This is a genomic window from Streptomyces sp. NPDC033180 (genome assembly GCF_055577645.1).
In genome coordinates this window covers 112,823-129,990 of the sequence record NZ_JBVIPU010000003.1, presented here as the reverse complement: position 1 = coordinate 129,990, position 17,168 = coordinate 112,823, and the positions used below count along the sequence as shown (strand labels likewise).

Annotated in this window: 14 protein-coding genes; 8 read left to right on the top strand and 6 right to left on the bottom strand. The window is 71.1% G+C overall.

Annotation, left to right across the window (positions count from 1 at the left end; translation table 11 throughout):
• Positions 1–4 precede the first annotated feature (4 nt).
• Together ACZ5WE_RS11325 and sigJ are read right to left on the bottom strand one after the other, a co-directional pair.
• Positions 5–1,237 (bottom strand): NAD(P)/FAD-dependent oxidoreductase, encoded by a 1,233-nt coding sequence (locus ACZ5WE_RS11325; RefSeq protein ID WP_467686224.1) that lies wholly within the window; start codon positions 1,235–1,237, stop codon positions 5–7.
• A 128-nt stretch (positions 1,238–1,365) separates the two neighbouring features.
• Positions 1,366–2,310 carry an RNA polymerase sigma factor SigJ gene (gene sigJ / locus ACZ5WE_RS11320; RefSeq protein ID WP_467685398.1) on the bottom strand — a complete coding sequence of 315 codons (945 nt, stop codon included), beginning with the start codon at positions 2,308–2,310 and terminating at the stop codon, positions 1,366–1,368.
• 109 nt (positions 2,311–2,419) lie between these two features.
• On the opposite strand from sigJ, the gene ACZ5WE_RS11315 reads away from it, so the two are divergent.
• The 7 genes from ACZ5WE_RS11315 to ACZ5WE_RS11285 all read left to right on the top strand — a co-directional run bounded on the left by ACZ5WE_RS11315 (position 2,420) and on the right by ACZ5WE_RS11285 (position 12,237).
• Entirely contained in the window at positions 2,420–3,319 is a 900-nt protein-coding gene (locus ACZ5WE_RS11315; RefSeq protein ID WP_467685396.1) for a DUF2797 domain-containing protein, read from the top strand.
• Positions 3,320–3,741: 422 nt separating this feature from the next.
• Positions 3,742–4,503: a response regulator transcription factor gene (locus ACZ5WE_RS11310; RefSeq protein ID WP_467685395.1), complete on the top strand. Its 762-nt coding sequence runs from the start codon at positions 3,742–3,744 to the stop codon at positions 4,501–4,503.
• Positions 4,500–6,080 carry a sensor histidine kinase gene (locus tag ACZ5WE_RS11305; RefSeq protein WP_467685393.1) on the top strand — a complete coding sequence of 527 codons (1,581 nt, stop codon included), beginning with the start codon at positions 4,500–4,502 and terminating at the stop codon, positions 6,078–6,080. Before ACZ5WE_RS11310 ends, ACZ5WE_RS11305 begins: the two co-directional genes overlap by 4 nt.
• A gap of 26 nt (positions 6,081–6,106) precedes the next feature.
• Positions 6,107–7,435: a bifunctional glycosyltransferase family 2/GtrA family protein gene (locus tag ACZ5WE_RS11300; RefSeq protein WP_467685391.1), complete on the top strand. Its 1,329-nt coding sequence runs from the start codon at positions 6,107–6,109 to the stop codon at positions 7,433–7,435.
• Positions 7,432–9,681: a glycosyltransferase family 39 protein gene (locus ACZ5WE_RS11295; RefSeq protein ID WP_467685389.1), complete on the top strand. Its 2,250-nt coding sequence runs from the start codon at positions 7,432–7,434 to the stop codon at positions 9,679–9,681. The genes ACZ5WE_RS11300 and ACZ5WE_RS11295 overlap by 4 nt, the downstream gene beginning before the upstream one ends.
• A 150-nt stretch (positions 9,682–9,831) precedes the next feature.
• Entirely contained in the window at positions 9,832–11,349 is a 1,518-nt protein-coding gene (locus tag ACZ5WE_RS11290) for an MFS transporter (RefSeq protein ID WP_467685387.1), read from the top strand.
• Between the two features lie 117 nt (positions 11,350–11,466).
• Positions 11,467–12,237 carry a TetR/AcrR family transcriptional regulator gene (locus tag ACZ5WE_RS11285; protein WP_467685385.1) on the top strand — a complete coding sequence of 257 codons (771 nt, stop codon included), beginning with the start codon at positions 11,467–11,469 and terminating at the stop codon, positions 12,235–12,237.
• 22 nt (positions 12,238–12,259) lie between these two features.
• On the opposite strand, the gene ACZ5WE_RS11280 is transcribed toward ACZ5WE_RS11285, so the two are convergent.
• From ACZ5WE_RS11280 to ACZ5WE_RS11265, 4 genes are all read right to left on the bottom strand, one after another.
• Positions 12,260–12,721 (bottom strand): PPOX class F420-dependent oxidoreductase, encoded by a 462-nt coding sequence (locus ACZ5WE_RS11280; RefSeq protein ID WP_467685383.1) that lies wholly within the window; start codon positions 12,719–12,721, stop codon positions 12,260–12,262.
• 27 nt (positions 12,722–12,748) lie between these two features.
• Positions 12,749–13,567: a YceI family protein gene (locus ACZ5WE_RS11275; RefSeq protein WP_467685381.1), complete on the bottom strand. Its 819-nt coding sequence runs from the start codon at positions 13,565–13,567 to the stop codon at positions 12,749–12,751.
• Between the two features lie 184 nt (positions 13,568–13,751).
• Positions 13,752–16,205, bottom strand: coding sequence for an MFS transporter (locus ACZ5WE_RS11270; RefSeq protein WP_467686222.1), 2,454 nt, complete (start codon positions 16,203–16,205; stop codon positions 13,752–13,754).
• 92 nt (positions 16,206–16,297) lie between these two features.
• The gene (locus ACZ5WE_RS11265) at positions 16,298–16,777 is read right to left on the bottom strand and encodes a MarR family winged helix-turn-helix transcriptional regulator (protein WP_467685379.1); all 480 of its coding nucleotides are present in this window, start codon (positions 16,775–16,777) and stop codon (positions 16,298–16,300) included.
• 172 nt (positions 16,778–16,949) lie between these two features.
• Between ACZ5WE_RS11265 and ACZ5WE_RS11260 the strand changes: the two genes are divergently transcribed.
• Positions 16,950–17,156, top strand: coding sequence for a hypothetical protein (locus tag ACZ5WE_RS11260; RefSeq protein ID WP_467685377.1), 207 nt, complete (start codon positions 16,950–16,952; stop codon positions 17,154–17,156).
• The last annotated feature ends 12 nt before the right edge of the window (positions 17,157–17,168 follow it).

Here is a 17,168-nt window from a genome sequence, read left to right as displayed (position 1 = left end):
GGTTTCAGGCCGAGGCCTCGACGGCCTCGACGGCCTCGACGGTCGCGTCCGGCCGGGCCGTCTCCCTCTCCCGCACGACAGGGCGGGCCTTGCTCGGCATGCCGAGCATCGGGTGGGCGACGCCCCAGGCCGCGCCCTTGCAGACCAGTTCCTTGTAGACGGCGGCGAAGCGTCCCGTCAGGGCCGCCTTGACGGAGCGGTCGTCGGCGGTGACGTACTGGATCAGACCGTTCTTGCGGCCCAGCGAGATGCACTGGTTGAAGTAGCGCAACGGCGTCTTCGGGACCTTCCCGCCGGTCAGGCGTGCCGCGATGGCGTCGGCGGCCTGCCATGCCATGGGGGTGCCGGTGGCGCACGACATCCGCAGCGGCTTGTCGCCGGGGCCCATCGCCATGGCCGCGTCGCCGACGGCATACACGTCCGGGTGCGAGACGGAGCGCATGGTCCGGTCGACGACGATCTGGCCGGTGTCGGTGCCTTCGAGGGCGGTGGCCTCCGCGATCGGGTGGACCGCGAAGCCGGTGGTCCACAGGGTGACCGCGGCGGGGATGGCCTCGCCGTCGGCAGTGGTGACGCGGTCGGCCTGTACGCCGGTGACCTCGGCCTGCTCGTGCGCGGTGATGCCGAGCCCGGCGAAGACGTCCCGTACGTGGCCGCGGCCCTTGGGCGAGAGCCAGTCGCCGAGCTCGCCGCGGGCGGCGAGGGCGACGTCGAGGTCCGGGCGGGCCTCGGCGATCTCGGTCGCGGCCTCCAGGCCGGTGAGGCCACCGCCGACGACGACCACGGTCTCTCCGGCGCCCAGGCCGGCCAGGCGCTCACGCAGCCGGAGCGCTCCGGGGCGGCTCGCGATCTGGTGGGCGTGCTCGGCGGTGCCGGGGACGCCCTGGGCGTTCCAGCCGCTGCCGAGGGCGTACACGAGGGTGTCGTACTTCAGTTCCTCGGCGCCCTGCGCACCGCTGCCGGCGACGGTGACGGCGACGGTCTTGCGGTCGACGTCGACGGCGGTGACCTTGGCGAGCTTCAGTTCGACGCCGGTGTCCGCGAACATCTCGCTGAAGGGCCGGGGCGTGAGGTCCTGGCCGACCGTCAGCTGGTGCATCCGGACGCGCTCGACGAAGTCGGGCTCCGGGTTGACGAGGGTGATGGCGACGTCCTCGCGGCGCAGCCGCTTGGCGAGGCGCCCGGCGGCGATGGCTCCGGTGTATCCGGCTCCGATGACGACGATGCGGTGCTGCATGTGGTGCTGCATGTCCTTGCTCCTGTCATCAGCTCTTCAGCGGGTTTCGCCACTTGAACCGGGCAGCCCGCCGTTTCCTGACAGAAAGCAGATGTGAAGCAGCTCACACCCCATGCACGCCTCACGCATCAGAAGGCCTGGAGCAGGGGTTCCCCGTGGTCGGTGGCCGCCCATCGCCGGGTCGCGCGCTCGAGCTTGTCGGGGTTGACCTGATTGCGGAACGCGACGATGCCCTCGGCGGTGATCTCCAGGCACATGACGCCGACGACCCGGCCGTCGACGGCCACCACGAGGGCAGGGCCGCCGTTCGCCGTCGCGACCCAGACATCGGGGGAGCCGCCGACGTAGGCGCGCTTGACCTCGCTCGGCTTGAACAGGCCCCGCATGAACTTCGCGACCGCGAGAGCGCCCTCGAACGCCTTGGCGCGCGCCGGGACCTTGCCGCCTCCGTCACCGATGGAGATGGCGTCCTGCGTGAGCAGCCGCACGAGCGGCTCGGTCCTGCCGCTGGTGGCGGCCGCGAGGAACTCCTCGACGATCCGCTGGGCCGCGGCCTCGTCGATCTCGGTGCGGGTCTTGCCCTCCGCGACGTGCTTCTTGGCGCGGTGGAAGATCTGCTGCCCCGCGGATTCGCTGATGTCGAGGATCTCCGCGATCTCCCGGTGCGAGTAGCCGAAGGCCTCCCGCAGCACGTACACCACCCGTTCGTTGGGCGACAGGCGCTCCATGAGGGTGAGGACGGCGTACGAGACGGATTCGCGCTGCTCGGCGGTGTCGGCGGGGCCCAGCATCGGGTCCCCGGCGAGCAGGGGCTCGGGCAGCCACTGGCCCACATAGGTCTCGCGGCGGGCGCGGGCCGAGGTGAGCTGGTTGAGGCACAGGTTGGTGAGGACCTTCGTCAGCCAGGCCTCGGGGACCTCGATGCGGTCGACGTCGGCGCTCTGCCAGCGCAGGAAGGTGTCCTGCACGGCGTCCTCGGAGTCGCTCGCGGAGCCGAGGAGGCGGTAGGCGATGGCCTCCAGGCGGGGCCTGGCGGCCTCGAAACGGTCGACGTCGTTCATGGTCAGAGCCATGCTCCGGATCCTAGCTCTCGCGGCGCGCGAGGGTCCGGCCCGCTCACCGGACGGGCGGACAGGCGGAGTTGTGAGCAGTGGTCGGGGAAGGTTGCGCGAGACTGGCTGCATGGAGTGGCGCAGTGCGGGGTTGAGCTGGTCGGACAGTGAACGGCCCGCGCTCGTGTGGGAGCGGGGGGACGTCAGTCCGCTGGTCGTGGGACGGCGGTTGGGGTTCCGGGCCGTCGGGCAGCGGGTGTGCGTCGGGGCGCGGGGCAATCCCTGCCCGGTCGCCGCCGTCGTGCCGGGCCGCGGGACGCAGGCCCGATGTGCGGAGTGCGCGCGGCTCGACAGGGCGCACTCGGTGGCCGCCGACACCATCGCCGACGATCCGCGGACCTACCGCGTGTATCTCGCGTGGTTCGGCGTCGGGATGGTGAAGGTCGGCATCACTCGCGAGGAACGGGGCCCGGACCGGCTCCTCGAACAGGGGGCCGTCGCCTACACCTGGCTGGGGAGTGGGCCCTTGATGGCCGCGCGGCGGGCCGAGGAGCTGCTGCGGGTCGCGCTCGGGGTGCCGGACCGGATCTCGTACGCCAGGAAGCGGGCCGTCAGGGCGAGTCTGCCCGCGGCGGACGAGCGCCGGCGTGAACTGGAGCGGCTGCATGGCTTCGCCCTCGGGCTCGACGGGTGGCCCGAGTCGCTGGAGCGGGTGGCGCTCGGCGTCGTGGATCACGGGAACGTGTTCGGGTTGGAGCGTCTCGCGGGCGTTGGGGCGGGGGTCGGGGGCTGCGCCGGAGCCGGGGTCGGCGTCGGCGCCTTCGCGGTCACCGAGCTCGTCGACGGTGGCGTGGTGCGGGGGGATCTCGTCGCGGTGGCCGGGCCGGACATCTGCCTGGACGACGGCGGCCGGCTGATCGTCCTGGACAGCCGGCTGCTGCGGGGGTGGCGGCTCGAAGGGGCGCGGGAAGCGGCGCGTACGACTGTCCCCGTGCGGGAAGTGCCGACCGTTCAGGCCGGACTTTTCTGAGCACGGAGGGCCGTGGCCTGCGGACCGTGGCCCGCTGAAGCCGACCGGGTTCGACCGCGCCGGGTTCGACCGCGCCGGATTCGACCGCGCCGGATTCGACCGCACCGAGTTCGACCGCACCGAGTTCGACCGCGCCGGATTCGACCGCGCCGGGTTCGACTGCGAGGAAATCCCGGTCACCCGCTGGTTCCGTGTACGCGTCGTGGGACTTTCCTGCAATCGGCGGCTCAGCGCAGCCCTGGCCGGAGCCTCCGACCCAGCCCCGGCCGGAGCCTCCGACCCAGCCCCAGCCGCGGCCTCCGACCCAGCCCCGGCCAAAGCCATCGTCTCGCCGCGGCCAAAGCCATCGCCTCGCCCGTTTCTCAGGGAATTCACAGGTCGCGGCAAGAGCTCTCTCAGGGCCGCGGCGCAGGCTCTGTGCCATGACTACGACCTCGCCCCAGGGGCGTACCGAACTGCTCAGGGCGGACGGGAGCCCCGTTCGCGTGCTCGTCGTCGACGACGAGGTGTCGCTGACGGAGCTGCTCTCCATGGCCCTGCGCTACGAGGGCTGGCAGATCCGCAGCGCGGGGGACGGCGCCGGTGCGGTGCGGGCCGCCCGTGCCTTCAGGCCCGACGCCGTGGTGCTCGACATGATGCTGCCCGACATGGACGGCCTCGCCGTGCTCGGCCGGCTGCGGCGTGAGCTGCCCGACGTGCCGGTGCTGTTCCTGACGGCCAAGGACGCCGTCGAGGACCGGATCGCCGGGCTCACCGCCGGGGGCGACGACTACGTGACCAAGCCCTTCAGCCTGGAGGAGGTCGTCGCGCGGCTTCGCGGGCTCATCCGCCGGGCGGGGGCCTCCGGGCGGCGCAGCGAGTCCGTCCTCGCCGTGGGGGACCTGACCCTCGACGAGGACAGCCATGAAGTGACGCGGGGCGGGGACTCCATCCACCTCACCGCCACCGAGTTCGAGCTGCTGCGTTTTCTGATGCGCAATCCGCGGCGCGTGCTCAGCAAGGCGCAGATCCTCGACCGCGTGTGGAACTACGACTTCGGGGGCCAGGCCAACGTCGTCGAGCTCTACATCTCGTATCTGCGGAGGAAGATCGACGCCGGGCGTGAGCCGATGATCCACACGCGGCGCGGCGCCGGGTATCTGATCAAGGCCGCGCCCGCGACCGAGGCGGCCGCCGTCTCATGACGCGGCGGCGGCAGCCGCGGTCGCTGCGGACGCGGCTCGTCGTCTCGGCGGTGGCGCTGATCGCCGTCGTCTGCGCGGTGATCGGCACGGTGACGACCATCGCGCTGAGTTCGCACCTGTACGACCAGCTGGACGGCTCGCTCGGCGCGGTGGCGATGCGGGCGAAAGGTCCGCAGCCGAAGCCGGGGGCCGACGGTCACGGCGGTCTCTCCGCGGAACCGGGCGATCCGCTGCGGTTCGTCTCCAAGGGGCCCCAGGAACTCGGCACCATCGGGGCCGTCGTCGAGAGTGACGGCTCGGTCGATCAGGCTCTCATCAGCACGGACAACGAGAGCGGCGGCGTGGACCCGCGGACCGAACAGCTCGACGCGGCGCAGTCCGCCGCGCTCGCCTCCGTCCCGCGTGACGAGAAGCCGCACAACGTCGACATCCCCGGTCGCGGCGAGTACCGCGTGGAGTACGCGACAGGACCCAACGGCGACTTCCTCGTCGGCATCCCCACGGCCAAGGTGCAGAACACCCTCGAGACGCTGATCATCGTCGAGGTCAGCGTCACCGCCGCGGGCCTTGTCGCCGCCTCGCTCGCCGGTGCGGCCATGGTCGGCGTCGCGTTGCGCCCGCTGCGCCGGGTCGCGGCGACCGCGACCCGGGTATCCGAACTCCCGCTGCACAGCGGCGAGGTGACGCTGTACGAGCGCGCCCCCGACGCGGAGCCGAACACGGAGGTCGGGCAGGTGGGCGCCGCGCTCAACCGCATGCTCGACCACGTGCACTCCGCGCTGCACGCGCGCCAGGAGAGCGAGACGCGAGTACGCCAGTTCGTCGCGGACGCCAGCCATGAGCTGCGTACGCCGCTCGCCTCGATCCGCGGCTACGCCGAACTGACGCGCAGGGGGCGGGAGTCGACGGGCCCCGATACGCGGCACGCCCTTGGACGGATCGAGTCCGAGGCCCAGCGGATGACGGGACTCGTGGAGGATCTGCTGCTCCTCGCGCGGCTCGACGAGGGACGTGACGGCGGGCGCACGGGAGGCGGTGGGCCCGGTGCCCGACTGCCGCTCTCGTATCGGAGCACTGATCTCTCACCGCTGGTCGTGGACACCGTGAGCGACGCGCGGGCCGCGGGCCCCGAGCACGTCTGGTCCCTGGAGCTGCCGGACGAGCCCGCCCTCGTCCTCGCCGACGCGGCCCGGCTCCACCAGGTCGTCGTCAACCTCCTCGCCAACGCGCGTACGCACACGCCACCGGGCACGAAGGTCACCGCACGCGTGCGGCGGGCAGGACCCGCCGTCTGCCTGGAAGTCGAGGACGACGGCCCCGGCATCGCCCCCGCACTCCTCCCCCACGTCTTCGAGCGGTTCGCCCGCGGCGACGCGTCGCGCTCCCGCAACGCCGGGTCCACAGGGCTCGGACTCGCCCTCGTACAGGCCATAGTCGCGGCGCACGACGGCGGTGTGACGGTGGACAGCGTGCCGGGGCGGACGATCTTCGCGGTGACGCTTCCTGCAGAATCCGTGCAGGTCAGCGGCCCTGGACGGCACTCACAGGCGGGCCACAGCCTCACCACACAGCCCTGACAGACCACTTGGCGAATGTCGGTGCCATGCAAACCGACTCTTCCCCGGGCGGCGCTTGCTCGGTCCCTCTGCCGGCGCGGGCCCACCTCCCCGCCGGACGGCGCGATGTGCCCGTCCTGGACATCGTGATCCCCGTCTACAACGAGGAGAAGGATCTGGGGCCGTGTGTGCTGCGCCTCCACGACCATCTCGCCCGCACCTTCCCCTACCCCTTCCGCATCACCATCGCGGACAACGCGTCCACGGACCGCACCCCCGAAGTGGCGGCGCAGCTCGCGGCGTCGAACGAGGAGGTCCGCTGCACGCGACTCGAGCAGAAGGGGCGCGGGCGTGCCCTGCGCGCCGTGTGGTCCGCGTCGGACGCCCCCGTGCTCGCCTATATGGACGTGGACCTGTCCACCGACCTCAACGCGCTGCTCCCGCTGGTGGCGCCGTTGATCTCCGGGCACTCGGACCTGGCGATCGGCTCCCGGCTCGCGCGCAGCTCGCGCGTGGTGCGCGGCCCCAAGCGGGAGTTCATCTCGCGCGGCTACAACCTCATCCTGCGCGGCTCCCTGAACGCCCGCTTCTCCGACGCCCAGTGCGGGTTCAAGGCGATCAGGGGTGACGTGGCGGCGGTGCTGCTTCCGCTGGTCGAGGACACGGGGTGGTTCTTCGACACGGAGATGCTGGTGCTCGCCGAGCGAGCGGGCCTGCGCATCCACGAGGTGCCGGTCGACTGGGTCGACGACCCGAACTCCACGGTCCACCTGGTCAGGACGGCCACGGACGACCTCAAGGGGGTGTGGCGGGTGGGCAGAGCGCTCGCGGTCGGAGCGCTCCCACTCGACCGCCTCGCGCGCCCGTTTGGAGACGACCCGCGAGACCGCCAACTGACCGGCGTACCGGGCGGCTTGGCCCGCCAGCTGGTCGGCTTCTGCGTGGTCGGCGCGCTCTCCACGCTCTTCTATCTGCTCCTGTACTCCGGCTTCCGTACGTTCTCCGGGTCGCAGGTGGCCAACGCGCTCGCCCTGCTCGTGTCGGCGGTGGCCAACACGGCCGCCAACCGCCGGCTGACCTTCGGGGTGCGCGGCCGTGACCGCGCGATGCGTCACCAGGCACAGGGCCTGGTGGTCTTCGCCATCGGTCTTGCCCTGACCAGCGGTTCGCTGGCGGCCCTCGGCGCGGCGTCGGGCGACCCGTCCCACTCCACGGAACTCGCCGTGCTGATAGCCGCCAACCTCGCGGCGACAGTACTGCGGTTCCTGCTCCTTCGGGCCTGGGTCTTCCCGGAGCGCCGCTCCGAGGCGCCGCCGCCCGACGCCTCGCCCTCGTACGAGCTCACTCACGCACACGACCCGAGGAACGCACGATGACGACGACTTCCCAGGCGCCACCGCCCCCGCCCGTGCCATCGCCCGTGCCCGCGCCCTCGCACGCGGCTCCGGGCGCGCGAGCCCACCGGGGCCGGGGCCCGCGCGCCCTGCCCGCGCGGCTCTGGCGCGGGCGCCCCGACGACCCGCGCTGGGCCCGCCCCGCCTTCCTGGGGCTGCTGCTCGCGACCGCGGTCCTCTACCTGTGGAACCTCAGCGCGTCCGGTTACGCCAACTCCTTCTACTCCGCGGCCGTCCAGGCGGGCAGCCAGAGCTGGAAGGCGATGTTCTTCGGCTCGCTCGACGCGGGCAACGCGATCACCGTCGACAAGCCGCCGGCCGCGCTCTGGCCGATGGCCCTGTCCGTACGCCTCTTCGGGCTCAACTCCTGGGCGGTGCTTGTCCCGCAGGTGCTCATGGGCGTCGCGACGGTCGGCGTCCTGTACGCCGCCGTGCGCCGCCGCTTCAGCCCGGCGGCCGGGCTCGTCGCGGGCGCCGTGCTCGCGCTGACGCCCGTCGCGGCGCTGATGTTCCGGTTCAACAACCCGGACGCGATCCTCGCGCTCCTGATGACCGTCACCGTGTACTGCGTCCTGCGTGCCCTGGAACACGGCCGTACCAAGTGGCTGGTGTGGGCGGGCGTCGCGGTCGGCGTCGCCTTCCTGGCCAAGACGCTGCAGGCGTTCCTGATTTTGCCGCCGCTCGCCGTCCTGTACGCGGTGTGCGCGCCCGTGCGGCTGCGCAAGCGCTTCGGGCAGCTCGCCCTCTCCGGACTCGCGATGACCGTGGCGGGCGGCTGGTGGGTCGCGATCGTGGAGCTGTGGCCCGCGTCATCGCGCCCGTACATCGGCGGGTCGCAGAACAACTCCTTCCTTGAACTGACCTTCGGTTACAACGGCCTCGGGCGCATCAGCGGCGACGAGACCGGCAGCGTGGGCGGGGGCGGCGGCCGTGGCGGTGGCGGTGGCGGCGGTCAGTGGGGCGAGACCGGGCTCGGCCGGATGTTCAACTCCGAGGTCGGCAGCCAGATCTCCTGGCTGATCCCCGCCGCTCTGATCCTGCTCGTCGGCGGCATCGTCCTCACCTGGAAGGCCCGCAGGACCGACACCACGCGCTCGGCGTTCGTGGCGTGGGGCGGCGCCCTGCTGATGACGGCGGCCGTCTTCAGCTTCATGGCGGGGATCTTCCACCAGTACTACACGATCGCCCTCGCCCCCTATGTCGCGGCACTGATCGGCATGGGCGCCACGGTCCTGTGGGAGGAACGCGCCAAGTGGTGGGCGGGCGCGCTGCTCGGCGCGAGCGTCGCGGGCACGGCCTGGTGGGGGTACGTCCTGCTCGGCCGGACGCCCGACTACGTGCCGTGGCTGCGCTGGGCGGTGCTCGTCGGCGGCCTCGTGGGCGCGCTCGGCCTGCTGCTCGCGGCGCGGCTCGGGCGGCAACTCGCCCTCACGGCAGTGGGTCTGAGCTTCGCCGCCTCGGTCGCGGGTCCGGTCGCGTACACCCTCTCCACCGTGAACAGCGCGCACACCGGGTCGATCGTGACGGCGGGCCCCGCGTCGGCGGGTCGGCTGGGCGGCGGCCCCGGCGGGGGCGGCCGGGGCGGCGGCGGTGGCGGAATGCAGCCGCCGGGCCAGCAGGGCCAGCAGGGCCAGAACGGCCAGCAGGGCGGCAACGCCATGCAGCCCCCCACCGGCGGCCAGAACGGCGGCGGGACGGGTCGGCCTCCGGGTAACAACTCCCAGGGCCAGCCGGGTAAGCAGCAGGGCACGCAGCAGCCGGGCAAGCAGCAGGGCAACATGCCCGGCGGTGCCACGGGTGAGCGCGGCGGCGGGGGCGGAGGCGGCGGCATGGGTGGCCTCCTCGACGGCGCCCAGGTGAGCAGCGAGGCGAAGAAGCTCCTGGAGGGGAACGCCTCGGACTACACCTGGTCGGCGGCGGCCATCGGCTCGCAGAACGCCGCGAGTTACCAACTCGCCACGGGTGACCCGGTGATGGCCATCGGCGGCTTCAACGGTAGCGACCCGTCCCCGACCCTCGCCCAGTTCAAGCAGTACGTCGAGGACGGAAGGATCCACTACTTCATCTCGGGCGGCGGCATGGGCGGCGGAGGCGGACGCGGAGGCGGAGGCGGCATGGGCGGCGACAGCGGCACCTCCTCCAAGATCAGCTCCTGGGTGGAGGACACCTTCAAGAAGGTCACGGTCGGCAGCGCGACCTTCTACGACCTGACCCAGCCGAAGAGCTGACGCGACCCGCACGACGAGGGGCCGACCGCCACCTGCGGTCGGCCCCTCGCCCATGCCTTCCGGTAAACGTATTGTACGCCGTACGGGAGATGCTTTACGGTGTACGTCGCTGACCCCACGTACACCGTATAAGCAGAAGGAGAGGGAGGCATGACGGCAACGACGGCCGCCGAGACCCCCACTGCCCCACAAGGGCACCCCCAGCGCTGGCTGATCCTCGGCGTCATCTGCCTCGCCCAGCTCACCGTCCTCCTGGACAACACCGTCCTGAACGTCGCCATCCCCTCCCTCACCGAGGAGCTGGACGCGTCCACGGCCGACATCCAGTGGATGATCAACGCCTACTCGCTCGTCCAGTCCGGCCTCCTGCTCACCGCGGGCAGCGCGTCCGACCGCTACGGCCGCAAGAAGATGCTCACCGCGGGCCTCGCCCTCTTCGGCATCGGCTCGCTGGTCGCGGGCCTCGCCCAGTCCTCGACGCAGCTCATCGCCGCGCGGGCCGGGATGGGCATAGGCGGAGCGCTGCTGATCACCACCACGCTCGCCGTGATCGTGCAGATCTTCGACGACTCCGAGCGGATGAAGGCGATCGGCCTCTGGTCGACCGTCAACTCCCTCGGCTTCGCCGTCGGCCCGCTGATGGGCGGGGTCATGCTCAACCACTTCTGGTGGGGCGCGATCTTCCTGATCAACATCCCCGTGGTGATCGTCGCGCTCGCCGCGGTCGTGAAGCTGGTCCCCGAGTCCAAGAACCCCCAGGGCGACCGTCCCGACCTGCTCGGCGCACTGCTCTCCACCATCGGCATGGCCTCGGTCGTCTACGCGATCATCTCCGGCCCCGAGCACGGCTGGACATCGACGCAGGTGCTTGCCGCGGCCGCGGTGGGCGTGGTCGTCCTCGGCGTCTTCGTCGTCTGGGAGCTGCGCATCCCGTACCCGATGCTGGACATGCACTTCTTCCGCAACCAGCGCTTCATCGGCGCCGTCGCGGGCGCCATCCTGGTGGCATTCGGCATGGGCGGCTCGCTGTTCCTGCTCACCCAGCACCTCCAGTTCGTGCTCGGTTACGAGCCGTTGGAGGCGGGTCTGCGCACGGCGCCGCTCGCGGTCACCGTCGTCGCGCTCAACCTCACCGGCCTCGGCGCGCGGCTCCTGAAGAAGACAAGCACCCCCGCGACGATCGCCATCGGCATGAGCCTGCTCTCCGCGGGCCTCGCCGCGATCGCCGTGCTCGGCGGCGACAACTACGCCGGGATGCTGGCCGGTCTCATCGTGATGGGCGCGGGCATCGCGCTCGCCATGCCCGCCATGGCCAACGCCATCATGAGCGCGATCCCGCCGGAGAAGGCGGGCGTGGGCGCGGGCGTCAACGGCACACTCGCGGAGTTCGGCAACGGTCTCGGGGTCGCCGTGCTCGGTGCTGTCCTGAACTCTCGCTTCGCCTCGCTCGTCACCGTCTCGGCGGTCTCGCTGCCCGCGGCTCTTGCGGCCGCAGGCTCGGACGCCGAACGCACGAGGATCGCCGACGCGTTCTCCTCGGGCCTGGAGACCAGTCAGCTGGTGGGCGCGGTGGCCGTGCTCCTCGGGGGCATGCTGGCAGCCGCGTTGCTGAAGCGTGCGGAGAGGGCAGACTCTGCGAAGTCGGACCCGGCCGCGGCGTCCGCATAGCATCGACGGGGTGGGCGGCGGACTGGCTGATTCCGGTCTTTCGCCCGCCCCGGACCACCGGTATCCGGTACTCGGTGTCCGGTACCGCACAAGAACTCAGGACCAGGAAGGTGCGCCATGGCGAAGGCAGCCGACCGCGCGAAGCGCCCCGCGCGGACCAGCGTCTGGCTGGAGGGCAAAGCCCCCCGCAACGGCGCGGCCCGCAGGAGTGATCAGCCGTCGGGCCTCGACCGGGACCGCATCACCGAGGCCACCGTGAGCCTCCTGGACGAGGAGGGCCTCGCCAAGTTCTCCATGCGCCGCCTGGCGGCGGACCTGAACGTCACCGCGATGTCCGTGTACTGGTACGTCGACACCAAGGACGACCTCCTCGAACTGGCCCTGGACGCGGCCGCCGGGGAGATGGTCCTGCCGGATCCGGACACGGTCACACCGGACCGGTGGCGCGAGACGCTGCGCGAACTCGCCGAGGAGTACCGGGGGTTGCTCGTCCGCCACGCCTGGGTGTCGCCGCTCGTCGGCAACTTCCTCAACATCGGGCCGAACTGGATCAAGTTCTCGCTGGCCGTACAGGGAGTGGTCCGCGGGACCGGCCTGCCGGCGGCGAAGCAGGCCGGTGCGATCGCCGCGGTCTTCCAGTTCGTGTACGGGTTCGGCACGGTGCAGGGGCACTACATCGCGCGGTGCGCCGCCGCGGGGCTCACCCCTGAGGAGTACTTCAAGGAGGCCATGGGGGTGGTCAGCGACCATCCGAGCCTGGAGGAGACCCTGCACAGCTCCGCCGACATGATGGAGGCGCGGGGCGGGGCCACGGTGGAGGAGATGTGGGAGCTGGACTTCGCGGTGGCGCTCGATCTGCTGGTCGCGGGCATCGAGGCGACCCTGTAGCGGGCCCCCGGGGCAAGGACCGCTAGTCCTTGGCCGGCGGGAAACCCCCGGTGGCCACCGGCCCCCACCGCTGGGGAGTGATCCGGATGATGGACTTGCCCTGCCGCACCATCGCCGCGCGGTACTCGTCCCAGTCGGGGTGCTCACCGGAGATGTTCCGGAAGTACTCGACGAGGGGCTCCACCGAATCCGGGGAGTCGATGACCTCCGCCGTCCCGTCGATCTGGACCCACGGCCCGTTCCACTCGTCGCTCAGCACGAGAATGCTGACCCGCGGATTCCGCTTGGCGTTGCGCGTCTTGGCCCGCTCCGGGTACGTGGACACCACGATCCTGCCGGAGTCGTCGACCCCGCAGGTCAGGGGAGATCCCTGCGGGGCCCCGTCCACGCGCGCGGTCAGCAGGACGGCGCGGTGCCGTGGCCGGACGAAGTCGAGCAACTCATCGATCGAGACCGTGGTGTTGGTAGCAATGTCGGGTGCCATGACCGCACCCTAGTTGCCCACGAACCGCTAGACCTGGGGCAGCGATTCCCCTTGGACCGCCTGGATGTCCAGTTCCACCCGGAGCGTTGTGCCGATCGCGGAGATGCCCGCCTGTACCACCTGGTTGTAGTTCATGGCGAAGTCCTCGCGGCGCAGCTCCGCCGTGGCCCGGAAGGCCGCGCGGGTCCCGCCCCAGGGGTCCGCCCCCGTACCGAGGTAGCTGAGGTCCAGGTCGACCGGGCGTACGACACCGTGCATCTGGAGTTCGCCGTGGACCGTCCAGCGGTCCTGGCCGGCGGGCGTGAGGCCGGTCGAGCTGTAGGTCAGCTCCGGGTACTGCTCGACGTCCAGGAAGTCCGGTGACTTCAGGTGGCCGTCGCGCATGCCGTTGCCGGTGTCGATGGACGCCGACCTGATGACCGCCTCGACGCGCGACTTCTCCACGTCCTCGGCGATCTCCACCCGTCCTCCGAACTCGGTGAACCGGCCGTGCACGCTGGTGATCCCCAGGTGCTGGGCGACCGCGCCCACGGTGGAGTGCGCCGGGTCGATGGTCCACGGACCGGGCGGCGGCAGCTCCGTGCCGCCCTGCCGGGCCAGGACGATGTTGCCCACCTCGGCACGGCCGCTCGCCGTGACGAGCGCGGTCGAGGCCACCGGTGCGTAACCGACCGCGGTGACGATCACGGTGTACGGGCCGGGCGGCAGGACCGTGGCGTCACGCACGGCACCTTCCTGGTCCGCCGCGGCGCGCAGCACCTGCGCGCCGGTCATGTCCGTCAGGGTGACGACGGCGTGCGACACCGCCCACCCGTCACGCGTCCGAATCCGAGCGCTGAGTCCCATCCCGTTTTCTCCTTGCCAAAGCTCAAAAAAGTTCACAAGCTCAAAAGCCCGAAAAGAGTGCGGCCCCCGGCGGCGGTGACACGGCCGTCCCCTGCCGTGTACGTCACCACCGGCCCGGGGGCCCTTTCCCCAACCGGCCCGTACGCGCGCATCCGCTCGAAGCGCGCGCACGGGCCGGGGTCAACTACTCGCCGGGGTGGGCGAGTTCGATGTCGTGGTCGCCGACACCCTCACCGGCGACGGTCAGGCCCGTCGCCACCGGCGGGTAGCCGGTCGCGATGACCGTGTACTCGCCGCTGTCCAGGTCGGTGAAGGCGTACGCCCCGTCCGACCCGGTGGTCGCGGTGGCGACGACGTTGCCCGCCGCGTCCACCAGCGTGACCCGGGCGTCGTTCAGCGGGCCGCTCTTGGCACGCACGGTGCCGAGCACCCGCGAACCGGAGTTGAGCTCGACCTCGACCCGGGTGACGCCGACCGCGCCGACCTCGACGGGCAGCGCCATCGGACGGTGTCCCGCGGCGTTCACCGCGATGGTGACCTGCCCGGGCACCAGCTCGGCGAAGGTGAACTCGCCCTGCTCACCGGTGAGCCCGGTGGCCAGGACATCGCCGCGCACGTCGGTCACGATGACCATCGCGCCCGCGACCGGCAGCTTCCCGTCGGAGGCCCGCACCACACCGCTGAGGCCGCTCGTGCCGCTCAGCAGGATGTCGTACGTGAGGGCCTCGTCGGCGACGACGATCGTGGAGGCCTGCGGCTGGAAACCGTCGGCCGAAGCGATCAGTACGTACGATCCCGCGCCGGGGGCGTCGACCGTGTAGGACCCGTCGCCCTGCGCGACCGCGCGGCCGAGCTGACGGCCCCCGAGGGAGATCAGCGTGACGGCGGCCCGCGGGACCGGAGCGCTCTCCGCGCCGCGGACGAAGCCGTGGACCGGAGTGCCGCCGCCGGTGGTCTGCACCGGGGCGTCACCGGTGGCCGACGAGGCCACGGCGGCGAGCTTCTGCGTGCCCTCGGGGCCCGTTTCGGTGTGGGCGCCGACGGAGGCCAGAACCGGCTGCTCGTCGGTGGACGCGGCGGCGGCCGGGGTGGCCGCCGGGGCACCGGCGTCCGAGGACTCACTGGCCTGGGCCAGCGCACCCGACGTACGCAACGGAACCTCCTTGATGAAGATCGTGATCAGGAAGGCGAGGAAGGCCAGCGGGGCCGCGATCAGGAAGACGTCGGCGATGCCGTGCCCGTAGGCGCTCTCCATGACCGTGCGGAACGGAGCCGGGAGCTTGTCCAGGTCCGGGATGGCGCCACCGCCCGTGCCGCCGTGACCCGCCTGCGCGGCCTTCGGGCCGAGGTCGGCCAGGCCGTCCTTCACGTAGTCGGTGATGCGGGTCGACATCACGGCGCCGAGCGCCGAGACGCCGATGGCGCCACCCAGGGAACGGAAGAAGGTCACGACGGAGCTCGCGGAGCCGAGGTCCTCGGGAGCGACCTGGTTCTGCGTGGCGAGCACGAGGTTCTGCATCATCATGCCGATGCCGAGACCCATCAGGGCCATGAAGATCGCGATGTGCCAGTACTCGGTGTCGTACCGCATCGTGCCGAGCAGGCCGAGACCCGCGGTCAGGAGTGCGCCGCCGGAGACCAGCCAGACCTTCCACTTGCCGGTCTTGGTGATGATCTGGCCCGACACCGTCGAGGAGATGAACAGGCCGCCGATCATCGGGATCGTCATGACACCGGACATCGTCGGCGACTTGTCGCGCGCCAGCTGGAAGTACTGGCTGAAGAACACCGTGCCCGCGAACATGCCGACACCCACGAAGAGCGAGGCGAGCGAGGCGAGGGTGATGGTGCGGTTGCGGAAGAGGCGCAGCGGGATGATCGGCTCGCTCGCCTTGGACTCGACGAGCAGGAAGAGCAGGCCGAGGACGATCGAACCGCCGACCATGGCGCCGGTCTGCCAGGACATCCAGTCGTACTTGTCGCCCGCGAAGGTCACCCAGACCAGGAGCAGGCAGACGGCCGCAGTGATGAAGAAGGCGCCGCCCCAGTCGACCTTGACGTTCCGCTTCACGACGGGGAGCTTCAGGGTCTTCTGCAGGACGATCAGGGCGATGATCGCGAAGGGCACACCGACGTAGAAGCACCAGCGCCAGCCGAGCCACGACGTGTCGGTGATGACACCGCCGAGCAGCGGGCCGCCGACGGTGGCGACGGCGAAGGTCGCGCCGAGGTAGCCGGAGTAGCGGCCCCGCTCGCGCGGGGAGATCATCGCGGCCATCACGATCTGCGCGAGGGCGGAGAGACCGCCCACGCCGATGCCCTGCACGACACGGCAGGCGATCAGCATCTCGGCGCTCTGCGAGAGACCGGCGACGACCGAACCACCGACGTAGATGATCAGGGCTATCTGGACCAGGGCCTTCTTGCTGAAGAGGTCCGACAGCTTGCCCCACAGGGGCGTGGTCGCCGTCATCGCCAGGAGCGACGCGGTGACGACCCAGGTGTAGGCGGACTGGCCGCCGCCCAGGTCGCCGATGATTTCAGGCAGGGCGTTGGAGACGATCGTCGACGACAGGATCGCGACGAACATGCCGAGCAGCAGGCCGGAAAGGGCCTCCATGATCTGGCGGTGCGTCATCGGAGCACCGGCGTCGTGCGACGCCGCTCCGTGCTTGGCGTGGCTGCCCCGCACACCGGATGGTGTGGTTGTTGCCATGGGCTTCCTCTTCGTTACGCGGGTGTACGGGTGGTCTCTTCCAAGGGGAGCCGGGCCGAAGCCGCACGGCAGTCCCCGAAGCTGTCGCGCAGTCGCGCGAGCAGTGTGCTGAGCTGGACGACCTCGGCGTCTGACCAGTCATGCAAGTAGTGGGTGAGGGTCCTGATGGACAGGTCGGACAGCTCGTTGACCTTGGCCTTGCCCTCGGGGGTCAGGCGCAGGATCCGTGAGCGCTTGTCGGCGGGGTCGGGTTCCCGGAGGATCCATTCCTTCTCGGCGACATGGGCCACGTGGCGACTTGTCACCGACATGTCCACGGCGAGCAGCTCGGCGAGCCTGCTCATCCGCATCTCTCCGTGCCGGTCGAGCAGGATGAGTACGGCGGCCGACCCTCCCGGGCAGTCGTGCGGCAGGCCTCTGCCGAGGCCACGCTTCACGGCACCGATGGCGCTGAGCTGTCGGGCCAGCTCCTCGTAATGACGCTGCGCGGCCACGGCACCTCCTATGTTGTTGCTTAGGGCAACGATAGAGACAGTTGGTTGCCGCAGGCAAACTAAAACCGGACCAACGCCTTAAAGAGTCGGCAAAGGTCTGGGGCTCGCCTCGTAAAGTCCGTGGTCAGCGGGGGTTGGGCCGACCCCGGTTGGTTCGCTAGGGTCCTGCGCTATGGCACACAACCCCCAGGGCCCTCAGAACACCCCCGACCCCGCCGGCAGCACGCAGATGTTCCGCGCCTTCGTCGACGAGTCCCCGCAGAGCGGCCGAGCCCAGCAGCCGGCGACAGCGTCCGCCGGCCCGCGCATCGGCCTGATCATCGGCGTCGTACTGGCGATCGCGGTGGTGGCGGGGGTGGCTTGGCTGGCCCTCAAGTAACTCAGGCAGGGG